Below are 16246 nucleotides of genomic sequence, written 5' to 3' on the forward strand. Positions count from 1 at the left end.
AATATTATTCCTTAGTGCTAATTTATATTAAATCTTTTTTGTGCTATTGCCCTCTAGAAGCTCCACATCTAATACGATATGTTTATTTTGTGATTCACCACTAAGGAGCTCAAATAGCAAATCAACGCTCATCTTCGAGAGTTCATCTTTTGGTTGTTTAACAGTTGTAAGCGTTGGCTCGTAATACTTGGCAACGTCCATGCCATCAAAGCCAACGATAGAAATATCATCTCTGATTCTTAGACCCAAGTTTACAACCGCCTTAGCTACCCCTATAGCCATCATATCCGATATAGCAAAAATGGCTGTTACTTCTTTATTTTCCTTCAAAAAAGCAGTTGCTCTCTCATAGGCTTTATTGATTTCATATTCTCCATATATTAAGTAATGATCTTTTGTCTCAAGCCCATTATCCTCAAGGGCCTTTTTATATCCTTCATATCTTATGACCCCAACACCCAAGTCATCCTTGTCACCTAACATAATACATATATTGCGATGTCCATTTTGTATAAGATAATTTGTGGCTTCATAGGCCGCATTATCATCTGCAATACCTATTGTAGAAAAACTATTCCATGCTTTTTGTGTTTTCATATTCACACATAATAAAACAATAGCTACCTCAAGATCGTCAAAACTCTCTTCTTTTATATCTATAAAGTTGCCTCCCAAGCAGATAACGCCCTGAAGCTTTTTTTCTTTAATAAATCCAACAAGTGTATCTAAATCATTGGGGTTATTATGATGTTGCAAAATCATCGTATAGCCTGCCCCTTCTACACTGGTACTGATATTTTTTAGTATAGCTGAAAAAAACGGATTGAATACCCCTTTTACTAAAATGCCTATGTTTTTCGTATTGGATTGTTTGAGTATTCTAGCACTATTATTGGGTACATAGTTGTATTCTTTAATAATCCCGAGTACCTTTTCTCTTGTTTCAGCTTTTACATCTGGATGGTTATTTATAACTCTGGATACAGTACTTACCCCTACCCCTGAAATTTTTGCAATATCTGTAATAGTCATTTTATCCCCCCTTATCATTTGTTTACATGAATTATTTACATGAATTATTAGCCTATTTAATAAGCATCATTCTATCATATAATCTATAAGTAAGATTTCATTTGTTAATACGTCTTAATTTATTTAAATGTATGATCTATAAATATAGTTTTCATTTCTGATTCTATTATGATTATTTTAAAAAGTCAATTTATAGCTCGTCTTTAATCATTATAATTTTTTTCCTATGCATTTTATATTATTTTTTTATATATAGATTTCACATCTTTAAATTTTAGTTATTCACGATAATAGTGATGTGAAATCATTCTGTGAAACAACATTATAGTGATGAATAACTCAAGTTTATATGTTATTTCTCTATAATTAAACAAAGATGACTTCCACTTTACATAGAAATCATCTCTATTATTTTCTATTTATCACTTTTTTATTATATTCCTTTATATTTGATATGATACTCAGTGTTATATTTATACGCTTATGAAGCTTATCCTATGTATAACATAGATTACTTGATTGACCCTTGCATAACGCCTTTAATAATATGCTTTTGCATTGCCAAATAAAATATAATAATAGGTAGCATGGCTATGATTAATCCAGCAAGACCTAAATCCCATCTCTTTGAAAACTGACCAAAAAAGTAAAACATTTTAAGTGGTATTGTCTGCCACTCTGGTTTATTAATAACAAGTTGTGGAAGAAGAAAATCATTCCATATCCACATAGCATTTAATATAGAAACTGTTACTGTGATTGGCTTAAGAAGCGGAAATACTACCCTCCAAAAAATCTGAAATTTATTACAGCCATCTATAACAGCCGCTTCTTCTATTTCTACGGGTACACTTTTTACAAATCCATGATAAAGTACAACTGAAAGTGGTGCCCCAAATCCTAAATACATAAATATAATGCCCCCAGGATTTAACAAATTAAGCTGGCCCATAATTCTTATAAGGGGCAGCATAACTGCTTGAAAAGGAATAAGCAGTGCTGAAGAAAGCAGTAAAAATATAAATGTACTTCCCTTTGTTTTAGTTCTAACAAGCATCCAAGCTGCCATGGAGGCAAATACTATAATAAGCAGTATTGAAATAACCGTTATAAGCAAAGAATTCATGGCGGATCTTAAAAAGTTTAGTTTTATAAAAGCTTCTACATAATTATTGAGTGTAAAGTATTTACCCGGCAGCCCTATGACATCAATCAAAAAACCTTTTTGCGTTTTTAGAGAATTGATAACGGCAAGATAAAATGGAGCTAGAAATAGTGCTGCTGAAAAAATTCCGATAATACCTAATCCAAGTTTACTTGTCTTTTTTTCTACCATTACATTTCTACCTCCCTCTTCTTACTCAAATACATTTGTGTTAATGCAACCATCGCCAGTACAATCAAAAAGATAACAGCCTTCGCCTGAGCGAGCCCAAACGTATTAAATTTAAATGCTGTATTATAGATATTCATAGCTACCATTTGTGTAGCATTACCCGGTCCTCCGCCTGTTAGTGATAAGTTTTGATCATATAACTTAAATGAATTGGATAAGGTCAAGAAGATACCTACTGTAAAAGCTGGTGCTACAAGTGGTATGGTAATACCCTTTAGTACTTGCCAATTAGTGGCGCCATCTATAGCCGCTGCTTCTAAGACGCTGTCAGGGATGTTTTGTATGCCCGATATGTAAATAACCATCATATACCCTGCCATCTGCCATGTCATAAGAATAACGAGTCCCCAGAACCCTGTCGCCTCAGTTGAGAGCCATCCTCTTAAGAATTCTATACCAAACTTTGCACCTATTGCATCAAACCCTTTTGTAAATATAAATTGCCATATAAATCCTAGTACTAATCCTCCTATGAGGTTAGGTATAAAGAATGCCCCTCTTAAAAAGTTGCTCCCTTTTAATCCTGAAGTTACAAGAAGCGCTAGTAAAAAGCCTACTAAGTTGATACTTATGATAGAAACTACCGCAAACTTGGCAGTGAACCAAAAGGTTGTAAAAAATTCTATGTCTTTAAATACTTTTATGTAGTTTTCAAACCCTACATATTCAATTTTACTAGCTATCCCATTCCAAGATGTAAATGAGTAAGCGATTCCCATTAGCGTAGGTATTACCAGCACTACTGTAAAAGCAAATAATATAGGCCCTACAAATATCCAAAACCATTTTTTTGAACCTTTCTGCATATTACCACCACCTTTATTTTAATAGAGTGCATAGAGAAATCCTCTATGCACTTTTAATCATATTCTTTCTATTTTTTCTATTTTCTAGCTTCTGCCCATTTCGCCTTAGACTCAGCTATTACTTCATCCCATGACACCTGTCCCGCTAAGTATTTTTGAAGGTTTACACCTAATACATCCATACCCCAAGCTGTTGGATAACCCATAAATACCCATGAAGTTGTTTTGCCTTCTGCTTGATATCTCATAATGTCTCTTCCTAGAGAGTCTTTTGCTGGATAATTATCATATCCTGTGAATGGTGGAATGAAGAAAAATTTATTAACCACAATGTCTTTACCTTCATCTGATGTATACAGCCAGCTTAAGAAATCTTTAGCTGCTTGTTTTTCAGAATCTGATTTATCTTTATTAACTGCCCAGTACATTGGTACGCCAAGAGGTATTGAATCTCCGCCTACTGGAAGGAACCCAAGATTTTCAGCTACTTCCGGATCAATATTATTGATATCTCCGAATACCCAGTTACCTTGTTGAATAGCTGCTACGCGCTCTATTCCAAGACCTTGACCTACTTGGGTTGAATAGTCTACCGCATTAAGCTTTTGTGGAGACGCCGCATTTGGTGAGTATTTAATCATAAGATCAATATATGCTTGAAAATCAGTGTTATTTTCAAACTTAATCTCTTTTGCATTAAATGCATCAACACCTGTTGGGAATTCTTGATTAATAAATATATTTGATGCATGAAGTCCTGTTACCCATGTTTCTTTTCCAGGCAGTTCTACTACGGCTTCTAGTAATGGGAATTTATCTTTTAATTCGCCTGATTTAATTTTTGCATCTAAACTTGCAAATGCTGTATCCATTGAAGCTGTATCTTTAATTGTAGATACGTCAATGCCAGCTGCTTCAAAGATCGCTTTGTTATAAACAACACCGTAGCCTTCTACTGCTAAAGGCATACCATATGGTTTACCATCTACTGTAACAGCACCAAGTGTCCCGCCCGCTGTACTAACCCATTCTTGATCTCCTAAGTCTTCTAACTTTTCCATCCAGTCTTCTACATCTTGTGGGCCGCCAACATTATAAATAGTTGGTTCTTGACCCGATTGGAATTTTGCTTTAAGCGCAGCGCCGTAATCATCTCCGCCGCCAACAGTTGTTAGATTAATTTTAACATTTGGATTGTTTGATGTATAGAGGTCAATTGCTTTTTGTAGTTCTTCTGCAATTTCTACTTTGAATTGGAATATGTCTAAGGTTACAGATTCACTCGCTTGTGCCTTCGCATCGTCTTTCTTCTCTTCTTTGTTCCCAGCAGCTGGTGCAGCTTGGCCACCCTCATTTTTTTGTCCTGCACAGCCTGTCATTCCTAGTACCATTGAAGTTGCAAGTGTTACTGTTAATACACCTTTAATCGCTTTGTTTAGTTTCATATTATATAACCCCCTCTATTTTATTTCTCTTTAATGAATTTATATATTAAATTTGGTACAGGTTTTTAGACCTGCCAAATCAATATTTAATGCACACCTTAAATTATGTAGTATTCTTAATCGTTCTTGAAATGATAAGTCTATTTTTAGTTAATATGTCCAAAATTATACTTATTCACATTCCCGGTAACCTTATCGGTATCGTTTCCAATTTCATTCTAATATAACTTTACTAAAAAGTCAACTATATTTTTGCCATTCGAAGTATTTTTTTATTCATTTTATATACTCTTTGTATAATAACTCTTCACCCTTTAGGGGCAGATATTTTGGATATTTTGGGACAGTTCTCTAATAATCCATATGCTAAAAACCCAAATTAAAGAACCGTCCCTTATATGTGCCTTATATCTAACCTATATTTCTACTACCCTGATTTTTTATCCTTATATTAGAAAATTACCCTCAATCACTTAGCTCTACCGTCATTATGGAGAACTGTCCCCATCTCTTTGCTTTGCCGCCATTATTGGAGAAACGTCCCCTTCTCTTTGCTCTGCCGCCATTATTGGAGAACTGTCCCCATCTCTTTGCTTTGGAGAAACGTCCCCATCATTTTGCTCTACCACCATCATTGGAGAAACGTCCCCAATTATTGTTTCGTTGCCTTTTGGATGCCCCAGATTTCTTGTGCGTATTGCATAATGGTTCTGTCACTTGAGAAGATGCCTGAATTTGCGATATTCATGAGGCTCATTTTTGCCCACTCTTTTTGATTTTTATATGATGCAAAAACTTTGTCCTGCGCTTCTTTAAAGGCTTTAAAGTCAGCAAGCAAGAAATAGGTATCACCTTCTCTAAGGAGCGATTTATAGAGATCTTCAAATTCTCCTGTATCACCATCATCAAACGTATCATCTATTAAGCTGTCTATAACACGTTTAAGTTCTGGATCCTCTTCGTAGTATCCCTTGGCATCATAGGTATCTCCTATTTTCTCAATGTCTTCTACACGAAGTCCAAAAATAAAGTTGTTTTCTTCTTTGCCTTCTCTTACAATCTCTACATTAGCCCCATCATAAGTTCCAAATGTAAGCGCCCCATTAACCATAAACTTCATATTGCCTGTTCCTGATGCTTCTTTGCCCGCTGTTGAGATTTGTTTAGAAATTTCTGCTGCGGGGAATAGCTTTTCTCCGTAGGATACTCTATAGTTCTCTACAAAGATTACTTTGATTTTACCGTCAATCGTTTTATCATTATTAACGAGCTTTGCTATCTGTCCTATATATTTAACAATCGCTTTAGCTCTTACATAGCCTGGAAATGCCTTAGCACCAAAAATAAACGTAACTTTAGGCATATCCATACTCGGATTTTCTTTTAATCTATAATATAGATCTAAAATATAGAATGCATTAAGTAGCTGACGTTTGTATTCATGCAACCGCTTAATTTGAATATCAAATAATGAATTTGGATCAATATCTATGCCTTCATTTTCCTTGATGTAGGCTGCAAGCTGCTCTTTTTTTACCCTTTTGATCTCACTCAGTCTACCCAGTACACCCTCATCATTTACAAACTTTTCAAGTTCCTTGATTTTAGATAAATCAGTTACCCACTCTTCACTACCTAAGAGCTCCGTAATATAGCCGGATAATTCTTTATTTGCAAGCTTGAGCCATCTCCTTGGCGTAATCCCATTCGTTTTATTCTGAAATTTATTTGGATAGAGTTCGTACCAATTACGCAGTTCTGTATCTTTAAGAATATCTGTATGCAGCTGCGCGACACCATTAACCGCAAAACCAATATAGATTGCAAGATTAGCCATACGTACCTGCCTATTATAAACGATCTTAAAGGCATTGACTTGATCTTGTGTATAACGTTTAACTTTAAGTTCTCTCATAAACATCTTATCAATTTCTTTAATAATCACAAGAATTCTAGGAAATAATCTGTCGATAAGTTTAATATCCCATTTTTCCAAGGCTTCTGCTAAAATAGTATGATTTGTATAGGCAAATACTGATTTGCTGATAGTCACAGCTTCATCAAAGCTTACATTTTCTTCATCAACTAAAAGCCTAATAAACTCTGGTATCGCAAGGACTGGATGGGTGTCATTTAGCTGCACTGCATGCAGACTGCTAAAGTTATTAAAGTCTGTACCATGAAGTAACTTATGGGTCCTAATCATATCTTTTAAGCTTGCACTTACCATAAAATATTGCTGACGCAGTCTAAGAAGCTTCCCTTCTGTCTTTGAATCATTAGGGTAAAGTACTCTTGAAATATCCTCAGCTCTATTTTTTACTTTAACTGCCTTATCATATTCTTGTTTATTAAAAAGATCAAAGTCAAAACTTATCAAAGACTCACATTGCCATAATCTAAGGGTATTAATGTTTTTTGAGCCATAACTAATGATTGGGATATCATAAGGAACAGCCTTTACACTATAATCTTTAAACTCTACGGTTACTGCCTCGTCTTCGCGACGTATACTCCATGGATCGCCATATTTAAGCCAATTATCAATTTCTTCTACCTGAGCACCATCTACTATCTTTTGATTAAAAAGCCCATTTGAATAACGAATCCCATACCCTTGAAGCGGTAGATTCATTGTAGCTCCTGAATCCATAAAGCAGGCAGCAAGACGTCCAAGTCCGCCATTTCCAAGCCCTGCATCTTCTTCGATTTCTTCGATCTTGTTAATGTTTAAGTTGAACTCTTCAAGTAATCCTTTAACTTCATCATAGGCACCCATACTTATTAAGTTATTGCCTAGGGCACGCCCCATAAGGTATTCGGCAGATAGATAATACGCCTTTTTCCCTTGATTATAAAGGTTTTTGGTATCATACCAGTCATCTGCTACTTGTTCTAAAAGCGCAAGTGATAAGGCATTAAAAACTTCATATTCACGAGCCTCACCAAGGGGTTTACCATACTTCACTTTACAATGTTTAATCATACTGTTTTTTAAGTCTTCCCTATTTATCATACTCTTTTAGCCTCCCATATCTCTTAGTTAGTTCATATATTCTTGTATGCAGTTTTTCTGTCAGCGCGTCTTTTTTCATACGCCACCTCCAGTTAATACCTAAAGTTGAAGGCAGGTTCATACGCGCTTCATTACCTAACCCCAAAAAATCTTGCATAGGCGCTATGGCAGTCTTTCCAGTGCTGCTCCATGCACCTCTTATAAAGCCCCAGTGATAGCCTTCTTTTTTATCAAGCTTAAGATATCTTTTGGCATGTTCTACGTCCTTTTTATTCCCTGTTGTATGCATCCAGCCAAGGGCCGTGTCATTATCATGTGTTCCTGTATAGACTATACAGTTTTTATTATAATTATGTGGTAAATAGTCACTTTCTTCTCGCGTATCAAAGGCAAACTGAAGGATCTTCATGCCCGGATACCCTGTTACATCTCTAAAATCTATGACTTCTTGTGTAAGATAACCTAAATCCTCAGCAATAATTGCCACCTCTCCAAGCTTTTTATAAATAGCATCAAAGAGCTTCATAGCTGGGCCTTTAACCCATTTACCCTTTTCGGCTGTTTCATCTCCAAAAGGTATTTCCCAATAAGCTTCAAAGCCTCTAAAATGATCTATTCTCACCACATCATACAGTTTAAGACTTTCTTTAATCCTATCTATCCACCAACTGAACCCTGTTTGCTCTAAGTATTCCCAGTCATAAATAGGATTACCCCATAGCTGTCCTGTATCTGAAAAAGCATCTGGCGGACATCCCGCTACAACAGTTGGTTTCTTATGTACATCCAGTTTAAATAATTCTGTATTTGCCCAAGTATCAGCACTGTCTATAGCTACATAGATTGGAATGTCTCCTATTATCTTTATGCCTAAGCTATTAACATAGGCTTTTAGCGCTCTCCATTGTTTAAAAAACTGATACTGTACAAAAATCCAATACTCAATCTCCTCTTTTAAGGCTATCTTATAGGCTTCAAGCGTCTTTTTATCTCTTAGTTTAATAGCTTCATCCCACTCTTGCCAACTTAAAAGCTTCATTTTATTTTTGATAGCCATATACACTGCATAGTCTTCAAGCCATGCCTTATTTGTTTCTTTAAAATCAGCTATTTCCCCTTTTAACTTATCTTTTCCATTATTATAAGCAACTTTTAGGACTTTAAACCTATTTTCAAACAACTTACCATAGTCTATCTCAGTCTCATCTGTCCCAAAATCTACATTTTCAAAGTCTTCTTTTTTTAGAAGGCCTTCTTTTTCAAGTAATTTAAAATCTATAAAATAAGGATTACCTGCATAAGCTGAAAAAGCCTGATAGGGTGAATCTCCATAACCTGTATGCCCTAAGGGCAGTATCTGCCAATAACTTTGACCTGATGCTTTAAGAAAATCTGCAAACTTAAAGGCCTGTTCCCCAAATGTCCCTATCCCATAGTCTTCTGGCAAAGAAGATATGTGCATCAAAATGCCACTTGCTCTACTCATCAAAATCACCCACTTTATCATTTATCTAAAATCCTGGTATCCTTTTCGGTACCGTTTCCATTATTAATTTTATTATGGTTTCTATTAAATGTCAATATGTATATTTAACTCGTAGTTGCAAAATAAACCATTTAACTGTTTTTATTTTGCATAAACCTATATTTTTTTATATAATGGGAATTATAATCCATATCTTTATATATAGATTTCACATCTTTTAATTTGAGTTAGTTAAAATAATTTTATGGCATGTAACCTACTATTTGATAAAATAAATATTTGGAGGTAGAAAAATGATATACACTGTTACAATTAACCCATCTTTAGATTATGTTATGCATTTAGATGCACTTAATATAAACCAAACAAACCGCAGCACTAAAGAAGAAGTCTATCCCGGTGGTAAAGGCATCAATGTTTCCATTGTACTTAAAAATCTTAACATAAGAAATAAAGCTTTAGGTTTTATTGCGGGCTTTACTGGACATGAAATAGAACGTTTAGTTAATCACTACGGCGTAGTAAGTGACTTTATCAATCTTGATAGGGGTAATTCCAGAATTAACGTCAACCTTAATAAAATAAATAACGCGCGTAAAACAGTGATTAACGGCATTGGCCCAAAAGTTACGCCACAGGACATCCGTGATCTTAATGAAAAGCTTGCAGCCTTAAAAGACGGAGACTTCCTAATATTAGCAGGAAGCATTCCAAATGGTGTTTCTGATGATATTTATAAAAAAATCTTAAAAAGTTTACCAGATAAGCAAATCAATTTAGTTATAGATGCAACGGGCGAACTCCTTTTAAGCACGCTAAAATACAAACCTTTTCTTATTAAACCTAACCATCATGAGCTTGCTGAAACTTTTGGTGTCGAGATAAAAAACGAGGATGATATTGTCATTTATGGCAGAAAGCTTCAAGAAATGGGGGCTCAGAATGTCCTTGTTTCTTTAGGTGAAAATGGTGCTATTTTACTTACTCATAATGGTGATATCATCAATGCACCTATACTAGAAGGAAACGTTGTAAATACAGTAGGCGCTGGTGACTCCATGGTAGCAGGGTTTGTTGCAGGCTACTTAAAAACAAATGATTTAAAACAAGCACTTAGATGGGGTGTAGCTGCCGGCAGTGCAACTGCTTTTGCACCTTGGCTGGCTACCAAAGACGATATAGATGAACTGCTTACGAGGTCATGAGGTCATGAGGTCATAACCCTCACTTTTGAATAACCGTCCCCTAAAATGGTCCCTAAAATGAGCGCCAAATACCACCTAAGTACTTGACTAATTCTATTTTAATGTTAAAATGTATAATTATAAGTTTTTATTAATTTTTATTCAAAGGAGCCTGCTTTATGGGAGATAAAAAATTTAATGTTTATGTAGACGGCCAAGCTGGTACTACTGGACTTAAAATAAACGAAAGATTAGTTAGTCACCCTTATATTAATATCTTAACAATAGCCGAGGACAAACGTAAGGATTATAACGCCCGCAAAGAAATGATCAACTCTGCTGACATTGTCTTTTTGTGTTTACCAGATGATGCTTCACGTGAAGCTGTATCTATGGTTGAACCCGCTAATGTTCATACTAAAATTATTGATGCAAGCACTGCGCATCGTACACATCCTGACTGGACATACGGTATCCCAGAACTTAGCCCAGAAGCTAGAGAGCAAATAGCTGCTTCAAGCCGCACCTCCGTTCCTGGATGCTATGCAAGTGCTTTTATATTACCTGTTTATCCTTTAGTTAAAGCTGGTATTATTCCTGCTGACTATCCTGTTACATGCCACGGCATATCTGGGTACAGTGGTGCCGGCAAACCTATGATTGCAGAATATAACCACGAAGACCGTGACACTTTATACCCGTATCATGGCAGTCCCCGCCACTATGGCCTTGGACTAACCCATAAGCACATACCAGAAATGAAACAAAAAACAGGCCTTAAATACGCGCCAATCTTTTCACCCATTATTGCTGATTATTACAAAGGGCTTGCTGTTTCACTTCAATTTCATACCCGCTTACTCGGTAAGTCTGTAACGTCGCTGGATGTACATGCATATCTTGCCGATTATTACTCTGGGCAGAACTTTGTTAAAGTAATGGACTTTAACCCTACTTCATGTAATGGCGAGCCTTTCTTTAACCCTCTTGCTTGCAATGATACAAACATGGCTGAGATCTTTGTATTTGGTAACAATGATCAGATAATGATTATGACTCGCCTTGATAATCTTGGAAAAGGTGCTTCTGGCGCAGCTGTTCAAAATATGAATATTATGCTCGGTTTAGATGAAACGATTAGTTTATAATCATGGCTAACACGAAAATAAAGAGGCATTCCTATTGGTAGGAATGCCTCTTTATTTTCGTGTTGTTCTTTAATTTCTTGAATTATATTTCATTTTGTGGAGGGTATGAATTTATCTTTCTCAATAACTATTTATGTCTCATTTTATCTTGTAAATTTTGAACTTGTTCTATTGTTTTATCAGCTAATCTCTCAGCGCCTTGTTTAAGGTTGTGAATACCCTCTGCCGCTTTATGACTGAGATTTTCACTTCCTGCAATAGCTTTGTGCCCAAGATCTTCAACCTGATTTAACGCCTTATGACCAAGATCTTCCATTTGGTTTAATGCCTTATGTCCCATAACCTCTGCATTATTTTTTACTTTATCAGTAAAATGTTCCACTTTGCTTTGTTGCTTATCTACTATATTAATCATATCGTTTTTATCATGCATTACAGTCACCCCTTTTAATATTATTATTAGCGACTTTTAATTTTGTATGCATGAACAATAGCTTTTCCTAATTATTCCTCTACAAAACTCAAATTTTAAATAACTGTCCCCAAATTCTGTCTCCAAGTTCTCCCAAGCGCTTCAAACGCCGCCATCAACGCTAAATAATAGGAATAATTATGAATCAATAACATATTTATATTTTATATATAAATTTACAATAAGTGGTATGATAATATGTTATAATAGCTATATACTTGTCGTTTGTTGTCTTATTTCTATAAAGACTGATTCGGAGGATTAATGATGCAGTCAATCACTTTAAAGCATATTTTAAAAATTATTCAAAATTCATTTAATACGCTAGATACACGACTTTCAGGGCATGGCAATCAAGCTGCTTATATTCTGTGGAAAATACTCGAGAGTAAAGGCGGTTATAGCCAGAAACAAATGTTAGAATTCTGTGCACTTGCTGTTTTCCATGATATTGGCGCTTATAAGACTGAAGAACTTAATGAGATCTTAAAATTTGAGGTCATTTCTCCCCATAGTCATTCAATCTACGGCTCTTTATTCATTAAATACTTTTCTCCATTAGCTGATAAATCTGATATCATTTTGTATCACCATTTGGACTATATCAATAAAGATAAAGTTTCTTCAAATCATTTAGATGAGGCACTGCTTCTGCACCTTGCAGATCGTATTACAATTATGCTGAAAAAAAGTGGTCTCATTGACTATACAAGTCTTTATCAGTTAGCTGATGTTAAATTTTCTAAAGAGGATATTCTTTTATTTGCGAGGGCTGATAAAGAGCATGCTATAAGCAAAAAAATTCTCAATGATACATATGCCGATGAATTATATACATTCTTTGAATCTCAAATACTTACGCACGAAGAACTTTTAGCTTATTCACGTATGTTTGCATACTCTATTGACTTTAGAAGCGAACATACCGTCTATCATACCATTATGGTTACTGAACTTAGTCGTCTTCTTTGTTTGAAACTAGGTGTGGATGAAACAACCACAAGAAACGTTGCCTTCGGCGCTCTCATGCATGATATCGGCAAATTCTCTACGCCAGTTTCTATTCTTGAAAAGCCCGGTAAGCTTACCTATGAAGAGATGAAAATTATGAAAAATCATGTAGTTGTAACCTTTGAAATTCTCAAAGATCTTGGATTTAAAGAAATAATCGATATTGCATCTTACCATCACGAGAAATTAGATGGTACAGGCTATCCTTTTGGCCTTCAAGGAGACGAGCTGTCTTTTCCGGCGCGGATTGTTATGATTACTGATATTTTCAGTGCCTTACTCGGTAAACGCAGCTATAAGGAGCCTTTTCCTAAGGAACGTATTATTAGTATTCTCAACGATCTGGCTTACCGCGGTAAAATTGATGATTATATTATAGAAGTTGTGGTGTCAAACTATGATGAGCTCGTTGAAGAACTTCATTTAAGTTGTCAAAATACTTTTGAACAATATAAAAATATCAAAAAAGAATACACTTCGATAACCGCTTACTTTGATAAAAGCTATGATCATATTTCTTGTTAATTAAAATAAATCCTCTAAATACATCTAAGCCGTATCTTACTAAAAAAGATACGGCTTTAAAAGTATCCAAAAGACTACTACTTGCACAATAAGTATAAAAGGGATTCCGAGCTTAAAATACCAATGTTTTGTTTTGTGCCTGCAGATACGCATTCCTATCAAGCTTCCTATACTGCCACCTATCAAAGCTATTACAAAAAGCGTGCGTTCTGATAATCTGTATCGTTTCTTAACAGCCCGCCTCTTATCTTCCCACATGCTCCAAAAACCAATGATACTCATGACTATAATGTAATATCCAAAATATATTCCCACTTAGGCTCCCCCTTGTTCTTTTACCAACATTTTTGGCAAATATGTATGCAGCAAGATTAGCAGGGTTCTCATGATCTTTAATTTTTTTATTTAATCCTAGAATACCCGAACGCGCTATACATTAAAAGTATAGCATAAATTTTGAGAGACTAGCAATTATCTGCTGCACGGTAAAAATAAGTATTATAAAAAGGCCATAACACATTCAATAACTGTAGATGTTATAGCCCTCTATATTTATAAATTAATCATCTATTTTCTTAAATTTATAAAATCACTTAGCTTCTCCCTCGTCGGCAAGCCTTCGTTATCCCCTTGATGCATAACCTGCAGTGCGCCTATGGCATTTGCTCTGTTGATACACTCCTCAATGGTGAGCCCTTCTAAGAGCGCACTCATATAGCCCACTGCAAAACCATCTCCAGCGCCTACAGTATCCACTACCTTTTCTACTCTATAGCCTTCAAAGTAGTTTTCTTCTTTTCGGGTTCTCACATAAGCCCCTTTTGGACCTAGTTTTATGACTACCGTTTTTACGCCCTTATCTAGATAGAACTGTGCAATGTCTCTCTCATGCTCGTAGCCTGTTAAGATTTTACCTTCCGAAATGCCTGGAAGTACTGTGTCACAGCGAAATGCAATTTTATTAATCGTAGCAACCATATCTGCCGAATCCTTCCATAAGCTTAATCTAAGATTAGGATCAAACGAGGTACTTAGTTTGCTGTTTTTAGCCTTTTCGATAAGATATAACAAGGTTGCTCTTGATTTATCTGATAACGCGGGAAAGATTCCTGTTAAATGAAAGTGATTGAATCCCTTCATATCAATATCATCCACATCATCAACCCTTAAGTTAGATGCTGCCGAACCATTACGATAATAAGCTACATCAGGATCGCCAACAGAAGTTTTGCCTTTTAACTGAAAGGCTGTTGGAAAATGATCATCATAACAAATGAGACTAGTATCTATATTTTCTTTTTCAAGAAAATCTATTAGGTATTTTCCAAAGGGGTCTCTTCCTAGTTTTGTGATGTAACACACTTCATGTTCTAGTCTCTTAAGCCCTATTGCAACATTCATTTCAGCACCGGCTGCTGACTTTTTAAAATTTGTTACTCTGTCTAAAGTACCTTCTTCTTCTGCAATGAATAACGCCATGGGTTCTCCAACTAAGATTACTTTCGCCATAGTACTTCCTCCTCTATAATTTCTTACTTAGTCTATATTATATAACACTAAAGTTCTGACTGTTAGAATTTATAAATTGATATACGTATAGTTATAAAAAAACGATTAAAGAATAGGGTCTTTAATCGTTTTTTTATAATAAATTAGGAAAGGTCATGTTACCTTGGTCTATATGTTTAGCTAATTACTTATCTTTGTACGCGTCCTGAACCGTCGCCACCAGCTAAGGATTGTACTTCTGCTACCGATACGCGGTTGTAATCGCCTTCGATAGAGTGTTTTAAACATGATGCCGCTACTGCAAATTCAATAGCATCTTGCGCCTTATAGTTGTTTAATAAACTATAGATAAGGCCTGCGCCAAATGAGTCACCGCCGCCAACGCGATCCACAATACGCACAAGATATTCTTTAGAGAAATAATAATCATTGCCATCATACAGCATAGCAGCCCAATTATTGTCGCTCGCTGAGATAGACCCTCTTAAAGTGATTGCTACATGTTTAAAGCCAAATTTATTTGCAAGTTTTTTAGCTACGTCTTTATAACCTTCATGGCTAAGTGCTCCACCAGTGATGTCGGTACCTTCTGCTTTGATACCAAATACTTTCTCTGCATCTTCTTCATTGGCAATACATACATCTACGTATTCCATAAGTGTTCCCATCACTTGGCCAGCCTTTTCGGTTGTCCATAATTTCTTTCTAAAGTTAAGGTCACAGCTTACTGTAATCCCTTTCGCTTTAGCTGCTTTACACGCTTCAAGACAGATAGCTGTTACATTATCGCCTAAAGCTGGTGTGATTCCTGTAAAGTGGAACCATTCTGTATCTTCGAAAATCTCATCCCAGTTAAAATCTGCTGTAGTTGCATCTGCAATTGCTGAATGTGCTCTATCATAAATAACTGATGATGCTCTTTGAGAAGCACCTTTTTCTAAGAAGTAGATCCCTACTCTTTCTCCGCCTCTAGTGATTTTTGATGTATCCACACCATATCTGCGAAGGTCATTCACTGCTGCTTGCCCTATATCATGTTTTGGAAGTTTAGTTACAAATCTAGCATCTAATCCAAAATTAGCAAGTGATACTGCAACGTTAGCTTCTCCGCCGCCATAAGTTGCTTGAAAATCATCTACTTGTGTAAATCTTAAATACCCATGTGGTGCAAGTCTTAACATTATTTCTCCGAAAGTTACTATTCTACCCATTATCT

Annotated in this window: 14 protein-coding genes; 3 read left to right on the forward strand and 11 right to left on the reverse strand. The window is 35.6% G+C overall.

Translation table 11 applies throughout. The annotated features are described in order from the left end of the window. Positions 1 to 27: 27 nt before the first annotated feature. The 7 genes from BN3326_RS11320 to malQ all read right to left on the reverse strand — a co-directional run bounded on the left by BN3326_RS11320 (position 28) and on the right by malQ (position 9181). Positions 28 to 1032, reverse strand: coding sequence for a LacI family DNA-binding transcriptional regulator (locus BN3326_RS11320; protein WP_069999337.1), 1005 nt, complete (start codon positions 1030 to 1032; stop codon positions 28 to 30). A 511-nt stretch (positions 1033 to 1543) separates the two neighbouring features. Beyond that, positions 1544 to 2368, reverse strand: a complete 825-nt coding sequence (locus tag BN3326_RS11325; protein WP_069999338.1) for a carbohydrate ABC transporter permease — start codon at positions 2366 to 2368, stop codon at positions 1544 to 1546. Continuing rightward, complete coding sequence (locus BN3326_RS11330; RefSeq protein ID WP_069999339.1) at positions 2368 to 3234, reverse strand: carbohydrate ABC transporter permease; 867 nt, start codon at positions 3232 to 3234, stop codon at positions 2368 to 2370. The genes BN3326_RS11325 and BN3326_RS11330 overlap by 1 nt, the downstream gene beginning before the upstream one ends. Before the next feature lie 77 nt (positions 3235 to 3311). Next, positions 3312 to 4679 carry an ABC transporter substrate-binding protein gene (locus BN3326_RS11335; RefSeq protein WP_069999340.1) on the reverse strand — a complete coding sequence of 456 codons (1368 nt, stop codon included), beginning with the start codon at positions 4677 to 4679 and terminating at the stop codon, positions 3312 to 3314. 488 nt (positions 4680 to 5167) lie between these two features. Beyond that, the gene (locus tag BN3326_RS22005; RefSeq protein WP_207646336.1) at positions 5168 to 5311 is read right to left on the reverse strand and encodes a hypothetical protein; all 144 of its coding nucleotides are present in this window, start codon (positions 5309 to 5311) and stop codon (positions 5168 to 5170) included. A gap of 20 nt (positions 5312 to 5331) precedes the next feature. After that, the gene (locus BN3326_RS11340; RefSeq protein WP_141722899.1) at positions 5332 to 7695 is read right to left on the reverse strand and encodes a glycogen/starch/alpha-glucan phosphorylase; all 2364 of its coding nucleotides are present in this window, start codon (positions 7693 to 7695) and stop codon (positions 5332 to 5334) included. Next, positions 7685 to 9181 (reverse strand): 4-alpha-glucanotransferase, encoded by a 1497-nt coding sequence (gene malQ / locus BN3326_RS11345; protein ID WP_069999341.1) that lies wholly within the window; start codon positions 9179 to 9181, stop codon positions 7685 to 7687. The genes BN3326_RS11340 and malQ overlap by 11 nt, the downstream gene beginning before the upstream one ends. A gap of 293 nt (positions 9182 to 9474) precedes the next feature. Between malQ and pfkB the strand changes: the two genes are divergently transcribed. After that, positions 9475 to 10386: a 1-phosphofructokinase gene (gene pfkB, locus BN3326_RS11350; RefSeq protein ID WP_069999342.1), complete on the forward strand. Its 912-nt coding sequence runs from the start codon at positions 9475 to 9477 to the stop codon at positions 10384 to 10386. Between the two features lie 158 nt (positions 10387 to 10544). Continuing rightward, positions 10545 to 11513 (forward strand): N-acetyl-gamma-glutamyl-phosphate reductase, encoded by a 969-nt coding sequence (argC, locus tag BN3326_RS11355; RefSeq protein ID WP_069999343.1) that lies wholly within the window; start codon positions 10545 to 10547, stop codon positions 11511 to 11513. 127 nt (positions 11514 to 11640) lie between these two features. Here argC and BN3326_RS11360 read toward each other — a convergent pair whose 3' ends face one another. Next, positions 11641 to 11946 (reverse strand): hypothetical protein, encoded by a 306-nt coding sequence (locus BN3326_RS11360; protein WP_069999344.1) that lies wholly within the window; start codon positions 11944 to 11946, stop codon positions 11641 to 11643. Between the two features lie 306 nt (positions 11947 to 12252). On the opposite strand from BN3326_RS11360, the gene BN3326_RS11365 reads away from it, so the two are divergent. After that, on the forward strand, positions 12253 to 13521 hold the full coding sequence (locus tag BN3326_RS11365) for an HD-GYP domain-containing protein (protein ID WP_069999345.1): 1269 nt from the start codon (positions 12253 to 12255) through the stop codon (positions 13519 to 13521). Positions 13522 to 13560: 39 nt separating this feature from the next. On the opposite strand, the gene BN3326_RS11370 is transcribed toward BN3326_RS11365, so the two are convergent. From BN3326_RS11370 to BN3326_RS11380, 3 genes are all read right to left on the reverse strand, one after another. Continuing rightward, on the reverse strand, positions 13561 to 13836 hold the full coding sequence (locus BN3326_RS11370; RefSeq protein ID WP_330389708.1) for a DUF1294 domain-containing protein: 276 nt from the start codon (positions 13834 to 13836) through the stop codon (positions 13561 to 13563). Positions 13837 to 14088: 252 nt separating this feature from the next. Further along, positions 14089 to 15030, reverse strand: coding sequence for a sugar kinase (locus BN3326_RS11375; protein WP_069999346.1), 942 nt, complete (start codon positions 15028 to 15030; stop codon positions 14089 to 14091). Positions 15031 to 15218: 188 nt separating this feature from the next. After that, entirely contained in the window at positions 15219 to 16241 is a 1023-nt protein-coding gene (locus BN3326_RS11380; protein WP_069999347.1) for a PfkB family carbohydrate kinase, read from the reverse strand. Positions 16242 to 16246 lie beyond the last annotated feature (5 nt).

It is taken from the genome of Cellulosilyticum sp. I15G10I2 (assembly GCF_900095725.1).
Lineage (GTDB): Bacteria > Bacillota > Clostridia > Lachnospirales > Cellulosilyticaceae > FMMP01.

Excerpts from the sequence above, each read along its gene's own strand:
- BN3326_RS11320 (WP_069999337.1), bottom strand. The coding sequence starts at position 1,032 with ATGACTATTACAGATATTGCAAAAATTTCAGGGGTAGGGGTAAGTACT.
- BN3326_RS11325 (WP_069999338.1), bottom strand. The coding sequence starts at position 2,368 with ATGGTAGAAAAAAAGACAAGTAAACTTGGATTAGGTATTATCGGAATT.
- BN3326_RS11330 (WP_069999339.1), bottom strand. The coding sequence starts at position 3,234 with ATGCAGAAAGGTTCAAAAAAATGGTTTTGGATATTTGTAGGGCCTATA.
- BN3326_RS11335 (WP_069999340.1), bottom strand. The coding sequence starts at position 4,679 with ATGAAACTAAACAAAGCGATTAAAGGTGTATTAACAGTAACACTTGCA.
- BN3326_RS22005 (WP_207646336.1), bottom strand. The coding sequence starts at position 5,311 with ATGGTGGTAGAGCAAAATGATGGGGACGTTTCTCCAAAGCAAAGAGAT.
- BN3326_RS11340 (WP_141722899.1), bottom strand. The coding sequence starts at position 7,695 with ATGATAAATAGGGAAGACTTAAAAAACAGTATGATTAAACATTGTAAA.
- malQ (WP_069999341.1), bottom strand. The coding sequence starts at position 9,181 with ATGAGTAGAGCAAGTGGCATTTTGATGCACATATCTTCTTTGCCAGAA.
- pfkB (WP_069999342.1), top strand. The coding sequence starts at position 9,475 with ATGATATACACTGTTACAATTAACCCATCTTTAGATTATGTTATGCAT.
- argC (WP_069999343.1), top strand. The coding sequence starts at position 10,545 with ATGGGAGATAAAAAATTTAATGTTTATGTAGACGGCCAAGCTGGTACT.
- BN3326_RS11360 (WP_069999344.1), bottom strand. The coding sequence starts at position 11,946 with ATGCATGATAAAAACGATATGATTAATATAGTAGATAAGCAACAAAGC.
- BN3326_RS11365 (WP_069999345.1), top strand. The coding sequence starts at position 12,253 with ATGCAGTCAATCACTTTAAAGCATATTTTAAAAATTATTCAAAATTCA.
- BN3326_RS11375 (WP_069999346.1), bottom strand. The coding sequence starts at position 15,030 with ATGGCGAAAGTAATCTTAGTTGGAGAACCCATGGCGTTATTCATTGCA.
- BN3326_RS11380 (WP_069999347.1), bottom strand. The coding sequence starts at position 16,241 with ATGGGTAGAATAGTAACTTTCGGAGAAATAATGTTAAGACTTGCACCA.